Source organism: Shewanella sp. Isolate7 (genome assembly GCF_022398425.1).
Lineage (GTDB): Bacteria > Pseudomonadota > Gammaproteobacteria > Enterobacterales > Shewanellaceae > Shewanella.
Window position 1 is genome coordinate 22,719 of record NZ_JAKEVJ010000003.1, and the last position, 13,148, is coordinate 35,866.

12 protein-coding genes and 1 pseudogene are annotated in these 13,148 nt (G+C 56.6%); 8 read left to right on the forward strand and 5 right to left on the reverse strand.

Annotated elements, in window-relative coordinates; genetic code table 11:
• Window positions 1-191: 191 nt before the first annotated feature.
• The 3 genes from L1D47_RS01165 to L1D47_RS01175 all read right to left on the reverse strand — a co-directional run bounded on the left by L1D47_RS01165 (window position 192) and on the right by L1D47_RS01175 (window position 2,270).
• Window positions 192-653, reverse strand: a complete 462-nt coding sequence (locus tag L1D47_RS01165) for a YhcH/YjgK/YiaL family protein (protein WP_239882237.1) — start codon at window positions 651-653, stop codon at window positions 192-194.
• A 103-nt stretch (window positions 654-756) separates the two neighbouring features.
• A complete protein-coding gene (locus L1D47_RS01170; protein WP_239882238.1) occupies window positions 757-1,800 on the reverse strand; it encodes a DUF3080 family protein in 1,044 nt (347 codons plus the stop codon).
• Window positions 1,801-1,838: 38 nt separating this feature from the next.
• Complete coding sequence (locus tag L1D47_RS01175) at window positions 1,839-2,270, reverse strand: hypothetical protein (RefSeq protein WP_239882239.1); 432 nt, start codon at window positions 2,268-2,270, stop codon at window positions 1,839-1,841.
• Between the two features lie 117 nt (window positions 2,271-2,387).
• Between L1D47_RS01175 and L1D47_RS01180 the strand changes: the two are divergent.
• From L1D47_RS01180 to L1D47_RS01190, 3 genes and pseudogenes are all read left to right on the forward strand, one after another.
• Window positions 2,388-3,443 (forward strand): annotated as a pseudogene (locus tag L1D47_RS01180) (alpha/beta hydrolase).
• 210 nt (window positions 3,444-3,653) lie between these two features.
• Entirely contained in the window at window positions 3,654-4,232 is a 579-nt protein-coding gene (locus L1D47_RS01185) for an LON peptidase substrate-binding domain-containing protein (RefSeq protein WP_041509900.1), read from the forward strand.
• Window positions 4,233-4,513: 281 nt separating this feature from the next.
• On the forward strand, window positions 4,514-5,422 hold the full coding sequence (locus L1D47_RS01190; protein ID WP_239882240.1) for a pseudouridine synthase: 909 nt from the start codon (window positions 4,514-4,516) through the stop codon (window positions 5,420-5,422).
• A 19-nt stretch (window positions 5,423-5,441) separates the two neighbouring features.
• On the opposite strand, the gene L1D47_RS01195 is transcribed toward L1D47_RS01190, so the two are convergent.
• Window positions 5,442-7,322 carry an alkaline phosphatase D family protein gene (locus L1D47_RS01195; protein ID WP_239882241.1) on the reverse strand — a complete coding sequence of 627 codons (1,881 nt, stop codon included), beginning with the start codon at window positions 7,320-7,322 and terminating at the stop codon, window positions 5,442-5,444.
• Window position 7,323: 1 nt separating this feature from the next.
• A complete protein-coding gene (locus tag L1D47_RS01200) occupies window positions 7,324-7,983 on the reverse strand; it encodes an MliC family protein (protein WP_239882242.1) in 660 nt (219 codons plus the stop codon).
• A 321-nt stretch (window positions 7,984-8,304) separates the two neighbouring features.
• Between L1D47_RS01200 and yegS the strand changes: the two genes are divergently transcribed.
• The 5 genes from yegS to L1D47_RS01225 all read left to right on the forward strand — a co-directional run bounded on the left by yegS (window position 8,305) and on the right by L1D47_RS01225 (window position 13,115).
• Window positions 8,305-9,222, forward strand: a complete 918-nt coding sequence (yegS, locus tag L1D47_RS01205; RefSeq protein WP_239882243.1) for a lipid kinase YegS — start codon at window positions 8,305-8,307, stop codon at window positions 9,220-9,222.
• A 4-nt stretch (window positions 9,223-9,226) separates the two neighbouring features.
• Window positions 9,227-10,150 (forward strand): SDR family oxidoreductase, encoded by a 924-nt coding sequence (locus L1D47_RS01210; protein ID WP_239882244.1) that lies wholly within the window; start codon window positions 9,227-9,229, stop codon window positions 10,148-10,150.
• A gap of 69 nt (window positions 10,151-10,219) precedes the next feature.
• Complete coding sequence (locus tag L1D47_RS01215) at window positions 10,220-11,401, forward strand: HAMP domain-containing sensor histidine kinase (protein ID WP_239882285.1); 1,182 nt, start codon at window positions 10,220-10,222, stop codon at window positions 11,399-11,401.
• Window positions 11,398-11,934 carry a response regulator gene (locus tag L1D47_RS01220; RefSeq protein ID WP_239882245.1) on the forward strand — a complete coding sequence of 179 codons (537 nt, stop codon included), beginning with the start codon at window positions 11,398-11,400 and terminating at the stop codon, window positions 11,932-11,934. The genes L1D47_RS01215 and L1D47_RS01220 overlap by 4 nt, the downstream gene beginning before the upstream one ends.
• Before the next feature lie 200 nt (window positions 11,935-12,134).
• Complete coding sequence (locus tag L1D47_RS01225; protein ID WP_239882246.1) at window positions 12,135-13,115, forward strand: sensor domain-containing diguanylate cyclase; 981 nt, start codon at window positions 12,135-12,137, stop codon at window positions 13,113-13,115.
• Window positions 13,116-13,148: the final 33 nt, after the last annotated feature.

Here is a 13,148-nt window from a genome sequence, read left to right on the forward strand (position 1 = left end):
TCAACAGGCCCTAGGGCGCAGATAAGCTAATTTGCACAAGATCTATTGCGCCTCCTAGCTGATTTGCCTAAGAGCTGATATCTCCAACAGAGGGGGTGACAATTTGTATCAGATGAATGGGCTATTGAATGGCCGACTGAATGGGCGACGGGAAGTGAACATGCCCGCGACATGCGCGGGCATCAGGGGGATTAGATCTTGACCTTGATCACCACCTTTCTCACCGCCTGCGGGGTCGCCGAGACGCCAGGCATATGCATGTCCTGGGGAAAGAAGAGGGCAAACATCCCCGCCTTGAAGGGGATAAAGGCGGCGCGCGCCTTGTTGGACTCATAGTCATATTCGGCGTAGTCATGCTTGTCATAATAGGGCTTAGTTGGTGTCTGATCCGCCAGAGGCAGATAGCCAAACTCCTCCTCGCCGCTCACCACATACTGGACGTCGATATATTTACGATGCACCTCGAAGGGCTCTACCTCTCTGGGCTTGGTTTCATAGTCGTTGACGATGACAAAGATATCTTTGCCTTCAAGCTCATAGTTGCCCACGGGCAGCTGAGTAAAGTCTGTCTCCTTGAGGTGCAGCAGCGCCTTGGCAATGCGCGGCCCCAGGTGGGTGTAATGTACCAGGTTATCTAGGGTGTCTAAGATCATGGTTGGATGCTCAGGCTGGTAAGATGCAATTAAAGTGGCAACAGTGTAGCAGGCTTTTCGACGGGCAAGATAGCTTCAGCATTAGCACGTGTCGATCTTTGCCCTAGCGGCTGGGCGGCTGAATGTTGCAGCTCTGCCTAAAGGCCTGCCACCACTTCACATGTCTGCGCATCTGGGTCTTGAGCTGCTCTGGCAGGGCATCAGGCTGCTGGCCGAAATAGTGGTCGATGAAGGGCTGATGGCTGCTGCCTTCGAACAGGGAAAGTAGCGGCTCACTCAGGCGGTAATGTAGCTGGTTGAGCTGCGACAGATAGGCCTGGGTTTGCGCCAGGTAGTATTTATGAAACACATTTTGCAGTATCTCCTGTTTGCGGTTGGCATGACCGGGGCGGTAGGCGACCGACGCGCTATGTGTTGACAGATAGTCGTTGAGGGAAAGGAGCTGCGCCTGGCTGTAGGCCAGGGCTCGCAAGTACCTCTGCAGAAGCGTTTGGTGGGCCATGAGGGCGAGCGCGGGTTCTATCTGCGTCGTGTCTATCTGCTGCCACAGCCCCTGAGTGATGTTGCGCTTGATGCTAAGCAGCTGGCCTATGGCCGACTCGAGCTCGAAGCGACCGGCGCGCATCTCGCCGAGCACCAGAGAGTCGTAGCCGATAAACAGACTCTTAGTGATACTCCTGTCTCTGGTGAGCACCCGATTAAAGTATTGCATCGCATTATCTTGTTTCTGCTCAAGCGCGCGCGTCAGCTTAGTCTTCAGTGGGCTGGGCTCTAGGGTGTCGATGCAGGCGGGCGCCAGTTGAATAAACTTTATCTGGTAGATGAGTTGCTGGCTGGGGGGGGGGGCCACCTTGCCGAGCGTGCTGTTGTGGTCTGCGATGAGGCGACCTAAGGGACAGTGACCCAGAGACAGAGTCTCGAGTATCGAGATGGTGATAGGGGCCTGCTCTGTTATTTTGGCCTTGCCGAGTTGTAGTGGCTCGAAAGGAGGCGGTGAGTAGGCTTGGTCGATCACATGGGCCAGGCGCTGACTATAGTCTTGCCAGAGATAATCTACATCCTTGGCTCGCTGACAGCCAGCTAGCGACAGCAAGAGGCTGATGAACATAAGGGTCTTGAGCATCGAGGTGACGTGAGTCTGCGGCAAGTTGCCCCCTTAAGAGATTGTTGGCCTTAGACTCGTCTCTATTGCTCGCTTGTCTCAAGGGTCAGCTGCAGGCCGTGGGCCTCAAAGCCAGCACTGAGGCGGGAGATGAGCCTGTCGTTGAGTGATAGGCTAACCCTGATGGCCTCAGTGTCGGTCACTATCTCCAGGCCTTCGAGTCTGGCATGGCAACGGATAATATCTCTATAGGCGATTAGGCTCTGCTTGCCAAGGGAAGCACTGCCCGTGAGAGGAATATTGGCAAAGGCGATCGCTTGGGGGGTAAAAATGATCTCTTGTTTCAGCAGGGCGCCAGCCCACACAAGCATGACCAGGCAGTAACCCATGAAGAGTAGCCATTCACCGTCTAAGTCACTCAAAAAGAGCTGCTTAATGATAAACAGGCTGGCCGTCAGCGTGATGATGCCGTAGGCGAGTGTTTGGTTGGGCTTAATTTTTACCGTGTCGTCCATTTTGTTCCTTAGTGACCTCCTGCCACCGGCCTATTTTAATCGCGCTGACAAGTTTAGTGCAATTCTTATAGAATGGCTTTTGGCATGCACACAGATAAATTCAGGGAGCCGAGTTAGGTGCTTAAGTTACGTTTTCTCGCCGGGCCGAAAGCCTACAAACAGATCGCCGAGCAGGGACTGAAACCCGAGCTATTTACCCAGGTGTTGGTGGCGTCGGGTGGGCCCAAATGGCTAGGTATCGCCGCGCTGGATAAGTATCTGTTTGGCACCTTCTTCAAGGCGAGACAGACTCCGCTCCATACCCTGGGCGCCTCTTCTGGTGCCTGGCGTCTGGCCTGTTTGGCACAGCAAGATCCCTTGGCGGCCTACGAGCGCCTGGAGCGGGAATATATTGGCCAGCGTTACGAGACCAAACCCAGCGCAAGCGAGGTGTCGCATACGGTGGCGGGGAGCGTCTCGGGCATATTGGGGGCGCAGTAGGGGGCGGATATCGTCGGCAATCCTGTGATCAAGAGCCATTTCATCGCCTGTCGTGGCCGTCATCTCAACCGCCTGTCTCACAGGGCCGCCCTGGGGGCTGGCCTTGCCACCACTGCGGTCACTAATCTGCTGAGTCGGCGGACCCTGGGATGGCATTTTGAACGTTATCTGTTTGGTAGCGGCGGCGCCGCCTCACCCTATAACGAGTTAAGGGATCTGCCGGGTCGTCATCTTCCCCTCACCGGGGAGAACATCGCCCCGGTCTTGCTGGCCACCGGCTCTATCCCTTGGGTACTGGCACCTGTGACGCGTATCGAGGGTGCGCCTGTCGGCCACTACTACGACGGTGGCATCACAGACTATCACTTCGATCTGCCACTGGCCCATGCGCCAGGGCTGACGCTTTATCCCCACTTCTACAGCAAGATTCTGCCCGGCTGGTTCGACAAGTCGCTGCCCTGGCGCAGCGCCAAACGCAACTATGACAACGCCCTGATCTTGGCCCCTAGCGAGGCCTATTTAAAGCAACTTCCCTATGGCAAGTTGCCCGACAGAAATGACTTCAGCCGCCTGAGTACGGAGGAGCGGATGCGCTATTGGCGACAGGCGGCGCAGATGAGTGAAGTACTGGCAGAAGACTTAGATAAGGTATTAAAAAGTGGTGATATTATGCGTTACATTAACACTTTCTAATTAATTGGCTGCAACAAAAGGGAATCTTTTAGGGTCTAATAAGCGAAGGACCGGGTATTTTGATTGGTATGGCATCGCCGATCCAATAATGGCATTTCGAGCAGTAATTTCGACAACTGCTACACTTTATCATTATTGCTCCTTGGTTATTTTTTAGTCGTACTGACTCGACACTCACGGCGATCACCCACCAAGGGGGAGGAGGTTGCTATGTTGACTCAAGAGATGGCGTTGATCACCCGCGACGAACTACTTTTGCCCGATGGCAGAATAGAGATACGAGTGGCGGGGCCTAGCAGCTTGAAACTGATTGCCGAGGTGCTCAAGGGGCACTTTCCGCTAGCCTTTGCCATGTCTCGCCCTCAGGCGAATCCCCCCTGTTATCCACTGGCGACTCAGTGCGAGATCATAGATTTCAATCAACTCGAAGACGACTGTCTGGGCCTGGTGCTGGAAGGTAAGCAGAGGGTGAAGATCTTCTCGGCGGCCAAGCGACGTGACGGTAACTGGATAGCCAGAACTCTGAGTTGCAGCAATTGGCGCGAAGAGCCCATCAAGGGTGAATTTGAGCTGATCAGTGCAGCATTAGAGCAGTTCTATCTGGTCAACCCCGCCCTACAGGAGCTCTATGGTGATCTGCATCTGGAAGATGCTACTTGGGTCAGCCAGCGTTGGCTCGAGGTGCTACCGCTTTATAACCGTGATAAGCAGGTGCTGGTCAATCAGCCCGATTGCCATAAGACTATGGATTTCGTGCTGGAGCTGATCAAGTCCCACGCGGGGCAGTAATACCGATCTCATGGTCATCCTAGCCGGTTAAAACGCTCGATGAGGGCGTTGCTCTTTTCGATTGCAGAGTGGCTAGGACTTGTATAAAAGCGATACAGAATGCTGCAAGCGTGAACGCTAAAGATCAACAGGCCCTTGTCATCGAAAATCCTGTCTGGTTCTCAAAGGTTTTTTCTGCGCTAGATTTGAACACTCACTCATTGTGATTGGGATAATTTGCTCTCATCCGGGCGGCAATTTTTGTTACCATGGTCGCTCCTTCATCTTTAGGCCTTTCTGTCATGGTGCGCGCGGCTCAAGCCTCCTTTATCGTCTTACCTCAAACAGCCAATCCCCCGGCGAGCGTTTACGACTATTTCTGTCAGCGGTTCGATAATATTCCAGCTGACGTCTGGCGAGAGCGTTTCAATGCGGGCAAGGTGCATTGGCAAGACGGTCAGGCGCTGGCACTCAGCACCGCCTATCGGCCACAACAGAAGGTGTATTACTACCGCGAGGTCGCCCATGAGGTGACGCCTCCCTATAGCGAGTCTATTCTGTATCAAGATGAGCAGATAGTGCTGGCCAACAAGGCGCACTTCATGGCCCTGCACCCCGGGGGAGAGGTAATTAATCAGTGTTTAATCAACCGTCTAAGGGTACGTACCGATTGTGATCAGCTGATCGCCGCCCATCGGCTGGATCGCGCCACCGCGGGCATTGTGCTGCTGGTCAAGCAGAGTGAGCGCCGCGACGCCTATCATGGGTTGTTTCGTCATGGGCAGATTACCAAGGAATACCAGGCCTTGGCGCGGCTCACTCCTGAGTTACTGGCGGAGCATAACGCCGGGAAACTCGGCCTGCCCAAGCGTTGGACGGTGAAGAATCGTATCGACAAGGGAAGCCCCAGCTTCACCATGCGCATCGTCGAGGGTGAGGCCAATAGTCACTCGGAGATCGCCCTGGTGAGCGTCGAGGGGGAGATAGGTCGCTTCGAGCTGATGCCGGTCACAGGTAAGACCCACCAACTGCGGCTGCACATGAACAGCCTGGGCATGCCTATTCTCAACGACAACTTCTATCCCGTTCTTCAGCCCAAAGGCAGTGAGGATTATGAACAGCCGATGAAGCTGCTGGCGCGTCGCCTGGCTTTCACGGATCCTGTGACGGATCGGCAGCTGGATATCAGCCTGCCGGAACTCTCACTCTAGAGGCCTCGCCGGATAAGACTTAGCCGTTACGAGACTGGCGTGGCGGCAGGAACTCAGTGGTACTCATGTCGCCATGGAGCACGGCGATTTTCGAGGGGGCGCCATCTTTAGCGAAGCTCACCACACCTATGCCACTGGCGTTGATCAGCCGCTGACTGCGCATGCCGTTGGGGCGTCGACCGCGAATCGACATGCGTTTGCGTTTGGTAAACCAGTTGAGCGGCGAGAAGTGACCATAGAGCCAGCCGTTCAATTTGTCGAATACGGGTAACAGCTTCTCGGGAAACTGATTCTTGATGCCGCTCGAGGTGATCTGATAGATCTGCGGTCCCTGAGTGCGAAAGCGGATCCCTATGTCGTAGGCGAAGGAGTAATGCACATCGCCCGAAAGGATCACGAACTGCTGGGGCGTCTTACGATGCAGGAAGATGCTCAGCAGGGTGTTGGCCGTGCCGGGGTGGGCCATCCAGTTTTCGGCGTCCACCAGGAGGGAGGCGCCGATAAAGGTGGCGGCGCGCTGCACCGCCTCGATCAGCTTTACGCCGAACATGGGCGCCGCCGAGACGATAATCACCTTCTCCTGTCCCACTAACTGCTGCTGAAGCTCCATCAGGGCTTCCCAGTCCATCAGACCAGATGGCTTGGCCAGGTTAGACTCGCTGCGCCAACGCTGGGTGCGGGTGTCCAGTACCACCAACTTGGGGGAGGTATTGAGGCTGTAGTGCCACTCGTCAAAATCCAGTAGCGCCTCGATTAAGGCGTCGTGTTGCGCCTCCTCGCGACTGACGAGAAACTGCTTGAGCTGGGGCAGAATGTCGCCGCTAAACTTGCGCTTTTGATTCCCCAGGCCCTGAAACACCAGATAACCGATCAGTGCATTGCCTATGATGCGTTTCGAGAAGGGGTGGCCATAGGCCGCCTGTTCCCATTTGGCGGTGAGGTTCCAGTCGTCTGTGATGTCGTGATCGTCGAAGATCATGTAGGTGGGCAGATGTGCCAGCAGGCGACGCACCTTGGTCAGCCCCGCCTTAAACTCCAGCAGGTGTAGCCACTCCTTCTGCCATCTCTGCTGATTGCTGGGTGACAGGCCTGTCACCTCCTTGGGGATATCGATCAACTGCCACAGCTCGGGTGACCAGCTAAGCAGGTAGAGGGCGACTATCTCGGACAGACTCACCAGGTGATTCTCGGCGCTCGATGAGGTGAAGATGGGGTGATTGATATACCAACGTACCAGTGCGCTGCCCGCAGGATATTCGGTGCGAGGCAGTAGCTTCTTGTGGCGTTGATACATGGCCGCCGGATGATAGCTTATCTGCTTACTGTGGCCGAGTGGTGCCTGCTGAAACTCCTCCTCGTACAGGCCTAATTTTTTTATGACCTTGCCGATGGCGAATAGCATGGGGCCGGCGACATCGTCGACATAGATCTGATCGCCGCTGAGCATCATCAGCGCCGGCCGTTTTGCCGCATCTGGCGCGATTTCCACTTGGGTATCGGCGGCGACCATAGCATCGCTGCTGTGATGATGAGCGTTGCGACAAGAGCCGTGCAGCAGGGTGTCTATCTCAGGCTTTATCACGAAATCCGGGCATTCGCTGTCGCCATAGGTCAGTTGCTCGATCGGTGCGAGCAGATCCCCATGTTGGCTGTCGCTGAGCCGGTAGGGAATACTCGTGTCGACAGGGTTGAGTCCGGGCTGGCTAAGATGGATCAAATAGAAGAAGGCGTGAGTGCCGAGTTCGAGACACTCGACGGCGTCCCCCTCAAGCAAGTGCCGAGTCTCGCCCAGGGTGAGCGTTAACTGTGACAGCGGCGCACTGGTCACCAGGGTGAGAGTGAAATGGTCTGCGTCGCAGTGACGCAGCATGGGCCCGGTCAGCAGCAGAGGTAGTGTCATATCAGTCGGCGAGGGTGCAGATCATAGGGTCGGCGCCATAGCCCCAGGTGATGCGCGCCTCGCCATGGTGTTCCCACAGCGCTTCGTTGCGTCCCTGATAGCGGCTGCCGCTGGCGCTAGGCTGGCTGACCATGAGCGAGACGCTATCGCCAAATTCGGCGATGAGGGTTGCAGGCTCGGTGGCGAAATAGCTGACCATCACCTGTTTGGCGGCGATACCGTCGCATTGGTAGCTGACCTCGGCAGTGGGGGCGATAAGATGATATCTGGCTTGCAGTTCGGCGATACGCATCTGGTAGTTGTCGCGCACGCACTGTGTTTTATCTTCACTCTTCCAGCACTCGTTACGGCCCTTTATCCAGCCGCGTTGTTCGGCTTTCAACATGGGTGGATGCTCGTTGACGGCCTTGGTGCTGGCTGCCTGGAACACCTTGGACATCTGTTGGTCAAGCGCGGCCAGATCAGCGTCATGGCAGATTAGGGTCTCTATGCTGGAAAGCTTATCGCTGTCACAGTCGAAGCTGGGGTGACTCCTGTGGCTGTCTGTCGTCTCGGCAGTGCTCTGATGCTGAGCTTGAGTGTGAGTTAGAGCTTGAGAGGCCTGCAGGCTGCAGGCCGGTAGCAGTACGCCCGCAACGACGACTAACAATAATCTGTTCATGGTTAAGCTCCAAGCTTGGGCCAGATATCCTTGATAACACATGAGCATATCCTGTTGCGCCGGGCGCGGCAAATCCATGGCGCCTGTTTATCTACAAGTGTTTGGCGCGAGTCGAGGGCTATGACGCATGCTTGCACGCTGTGAGCTGTGAACAATCCAGGGCTGGGCGTGTTTAGAGAGGTCAGCAGGCCAAAACAGAACTTAGATATGACACGAGAGATTAAACTCGCTTCATGGGGCACATAGGTGTGAGTCCAGTTTAGCCGATACTGTCTTGCTGCTATGATGAGTGAATAGGTGGCTCCAGGCAGGAGATTAGCAATGAAACTTCGCATCATACTCAATGGTAAGAAGGCCGGTGACGAGGTGCTTCGTCAGGCGATCGACAGGGTGCGGGCCGATCACGAGATTCAGGTGCGCGTGACCTTTGAAACCGGGGATGTGGCCCGGCTGGTGGATGAGGCGATAGCCGAAGGCTGCCATCGCCTTGTCGCGGCGGGTGGTGACGGCACGGTGAATGAGTTGGTGGACGCCCTGATGCGGCATACCAGCGACGAACGCTGCGAGCTGGCACTCTTGCCTATGGGGACGGCCAACGACTTTGCTACCGCGGCCAGGGTGCCAGGCGACTTCGAGGAAGCGCTGCGTCTGGCGGCCCAGGGAGAGGCCTATGGCGTCGATGTGATTCGGGCCAATGACAGGTATGTGGTGAATATCGCCAGCGGCGGTTTCGGTGCCCAGGTCACGGCCAACACGCCGGTGGCGCTGAAACACTTTCTCGGGGGCGGTGCCTATACCCTGTCCGGGCTGGTGCAGGCGCTTAACTTCAAGCCCTATGACGGCGAGTTTATTATTCATGGCGAGGCCAGTACCCAGCAGCTGCTGGTGGGCGCCGTGTGTAACGGACGTCAGGCCGGTGGTGGTCAGCTGTTGGCGCCGGATGCCTATATCAACGATGGCCTGATGGATCTGGTGGCCCTGCATCACTTTCCCATCGAGGCCCTGGCGCAGGTGATCGCCGAGCTGCAGGCGCCTAAGGTCGATAATCAGTATGTGAAGTATCATCGCGATACCCAGGCCAGCTGGCGCTCCACCCCGCCCATGCCCATTAATCTCGATGGCGAGCCCATCGCCGAGTCGCGGGTGGATTTCGAGGTGCAGGCAGCGGCGATTGCCATGGTGCTGCCCAAGGATTGTCCCATGCTCCAGCCGGGCAGCAAGCCAATAACAGAGAAGTGAATTGATGTTGAAGATAATGATCACAGGCGCCACAGGCCTCTTGGGTAGAGCCTTGGTCGAGAGATTTGCCGATGAAGCGGTGACAGTGCTGGCCTGCGGTTATTCGCGGGCCGAAGCGGGCATGCATAGACTGGATCTGACCGATGCACAGGCGGTGAGCCAGTTTATCCAGACCCATAGACCGGATGTGATATTACACTGCGCGGCCGAGCGGCGGCCCGATGCGTCCGAGCGTGACCCGTCGGCGGCAAAGGCGCTTAACCTGGCCGCCACCCGGCAGCTTGCCATGGCCGCCAAGGCCAATGGCGCCTGGGTCTGTTATATCTCTACCGACTATGTGTTCGACGGTACCTCGCCCGATTACGGCGAGGAGGCGCAGACTAATCCACTGAACTTTTACGGCGAAACCAAGCGTCAGGGAGAGCTGGCACTGCTAGATGCCTCCGGCGACTTTGCCGTGCTGCGCCTGCCGATCCTCTATGGGCCGGTCGAGTCGATAGAGGAGTCGGCGGTGTTGGTGATGCTAAAGCTGTTGGCGACTCAGACGCCGAGCTCGCAAGATGACTGGGCGGTGCGCAGCCCCACCTCAACCCTGGATATTGCCGGCGCCCTGGTTAAGTTGGTGGCGCGCCAGCAGCGGTTAGGTGATGTGGCGGGCATCTATCATTTCAGCGGGAGCGAGCGGATGACCAAGTATCAGATGCTCAACAAGATGGCGGAGCTCTTGGGGCTGAGCTGCCGGCATGTTTCGTCCCTGTCATCTCCCAACGACAGTGCCCAGCGGCCGAAGGATTGCAGCCTGAGCATGGCGCGCCTCAACTCTTTGGCAATAAAGAGTGAAATCGATTTCGAACAGGGGGTAAAATACAGCCTGTCCCGCTCGGGCGATGCCCTGGCGAAGATAGGATTAGCCTTTGATATGAAATAGGAATCTAATGTGACGACTCTGAGTTACGGCCGCTACCGCGCCGCCGACCAACTGGCCCTGCTGCGCATCATGGCCCTGATGCTGAAACTCTGTCTCACCTTCCTGTTTGCCGACACCTTTGGCTTGTCGCTTCACAGTCCGGCGCTGAACCTGACCCTGATCCTCGAGGGGTTCTATTTAAGCTTTACCTTCTGGCTGAGAAAGCCCCTGCTCAGCAGCGACTCGGGGCTGTTTATCGCCCTGGTGCTCGACACCCTGTTATGGATCTCCTGGCTCTACTTTTCCGGTGGTGCCACCAACGCCTTTATCTCCCTGTTACTCTTGCCGATAGCCATTGCCGCCGTGCTGCTGCCCTTCTGGGCCCCCTGGTCTCTGGCCCTGCTGTCGAATGTGGCCTACAGCCTGATGCTGTTTAACATGCCCCAGAGTGCCATGAGTCACCACGGCATGGACATGCAGTCTCACTATCTGGGGATGTGGGTCAACTTTATCATCTCATCTTTGGTGTTGACCACGAGTGTGGCCTTGCTGGCCAAACGTATGCGGCGTCAGGATGCACAGCTCGCCTTTATGCGCGAGGCCCAGTTACGTCAGGAGAAGTTGATCGCCCTAGGTACCGCCTCGGCGCAGATGGCTCATCGGCTGGCGACCCCATTGGCTAGCCTGAGGTTACTGGTAGATGAGTTGCAGGAGGAGGGCGATAGTCCTGCGCTGCAGGAGATGAAGTCTGCACTGGCGGTGTGCGAATCCACACTGACGGCGCTGCGCAGCGCTACCGAATCGATCCGCGAGGGCGCGCAGCGCCTGGAGTCGGCCGAGCAAGTGCTGAGCGGCCTAACTGAGCAGGTCAACCTGCTGATGCCGGCGGTGAATCTATCGCTTCAGTCTGTTAAAGGCTTGGACAAGCTTCGGCTAAGGGTCGACGCCAGTCTGCAGCCCGCGTTACTGGCGCTCATCGAGAATGGCGCCAGGGCGAGTCAGGAAACGACAGGCGAGCAGAGGGTGACCTTCTCGGCTCAGCGTCAGGGGGATGAGCTGGTGCTTGGGGTGCGTGACTTTGGTTCGGGTATCCCGGCGCCGTTGTTGCAGCAGCTTGGCCATCAGATCGTCGAACAGCCCAAGGGGATGGGCGTTGCCCTCTTGCTTAGTCATGCGAGCCTGGAGCGTCTCGGCGGGCGATTGATCCTCGGCAGTCATGTGGATGGCGGCGCCGTGGCCCAGGTCTATTTGCCGATACAGGGGGGGGCATGAAACGACTCTTGATCATCGAAGATGAACCGAGCTTTGCCGGGATCCTGGCGCGGCGCATGAGCAAGCACGGTTACGAGTGCGCGTTGGCGCACGATGCCACTCAGGCGCTACTCAAGGCCCGTCAGTTTAAACCCAGCCATATTCTGCTGGACATGAAGCTGGCCGACGACAATGGCCTGGCGCTCATAACCCCGCTCAAGGGCGCCGTGCCCCAGGCGGTGTTGGTGTTGTTGACCGGCTATGCCAGCATAGCCACCGCCGTCGAGGCGATGCGCCTTGGCGCCGACAACTACCTGACCAAGCCTGCCGATACCGCCACCCTGCTCAAAGTGCTGGACGACAAGGCGCCCAAGGCGATCGCTCCCGAGGTGGATGAGGCGCCCCTGAGTCCCAAGCGGGTCGAGTGGGAACATCTGCAGCAGGTGTTGACCGCCAACAAGGGCAATGTGTCGGCGACGGCGCGCCAACTTGGGATGCACAGGCGAACCCTGCAACGCAAGTTACTCAAGAAGCCGCTGGATATCAGTCAATAACCAGATTGGATCATTGTCCTAGCGAGTCTTTCGCCCCATAATTTGATAAAAGATGTATTTTTTATGTTTATTATTAGGGTTTGAATTGCTCTCCGTTGGCCTCTATGCTCTAAGACATGGCTAGTTCACAGGCAGGTGCGCTTGACCTTAGGTCGAGACGCTAGGAAGGCGATTTCGTTATCCTGAGAAAAGGAAAGACGATGTCGACAGATTCTTTGTACAGCAGTGAGCGCTTTCTTCTCGATAATCCTATCGATCTCATCTCACTCGATAAATGGCAGAAAACCGTCAACCTGTTGGCCCAGGTGTTTAACGCACCGGCTAGCTTCCTGGTGCAATATACCCCCAAGGGATTTCAGGTGACCATCGCCAGTAAACAGGTCAGCAATCCCTACCCGCCGGGAGTGGTGATCGCACCCGATACCAATATCTTCTGTCGGCGTATCGTCGAGACCCGCTCGGATCTCTATGTGCCCGACGCCAAGATAGATCCCTGCTGGGAAACCAACCCCGAGGTGCAGAAAGATGGCTTCTCCTCCTATCTCGGGGTGCCGGTGTTTTGGCCCGATGGTAGCTGTTTCGGCACCTTCTGCGTGATGGATCGCGACAAGACAGATTACCAGGCCAGCTATTTCGAGCTGATCCACCAACTCAAGGAGATCATCGAGGCGGATCTCGCCCTGCTGGATATCTATGGTGAACTCAAGCAACTGGCCCACCTGGATGAGCTGTGCCATATCAATAATCGTCGTGGATTTAAGGGGCTCGCCAGGCAGCGCATGAAGCTTGCTCAGCGAAACGAGAGCCGTCTGGCGATGCTCTATATCGATGTCGACGACTTCAAGGGGATCAACGACGGCCACGGCCATTCGGTGGGCGACGAGGTACTCAAGTTGCTGGCGGGGATCATCAAGCAGAGTGTACGCGGCTCGGACGTGGTGGGGCGCATCGGTGGCGATGAGTTTGTGGTGCTGCTCATGTGTCAAAATGACGAGGATGTGATTGCCACCGAGACGCGCATCATGAAGGGGCTGGATAATGCCATGCTCGACAGCCATCTGCCCGAGGTCTCTGTGACCATAGGCCACAAGATAGCGGATCAGGATGTCCGCCTGGATGTCCTGTTGGCGCAGGCCGATGAGGATATGTTTAGGCGTAAGCGCGATAAACAGGCCCTCTAGATAAAAAAATCCCCGAGCGTGCAGGGTGCTCGG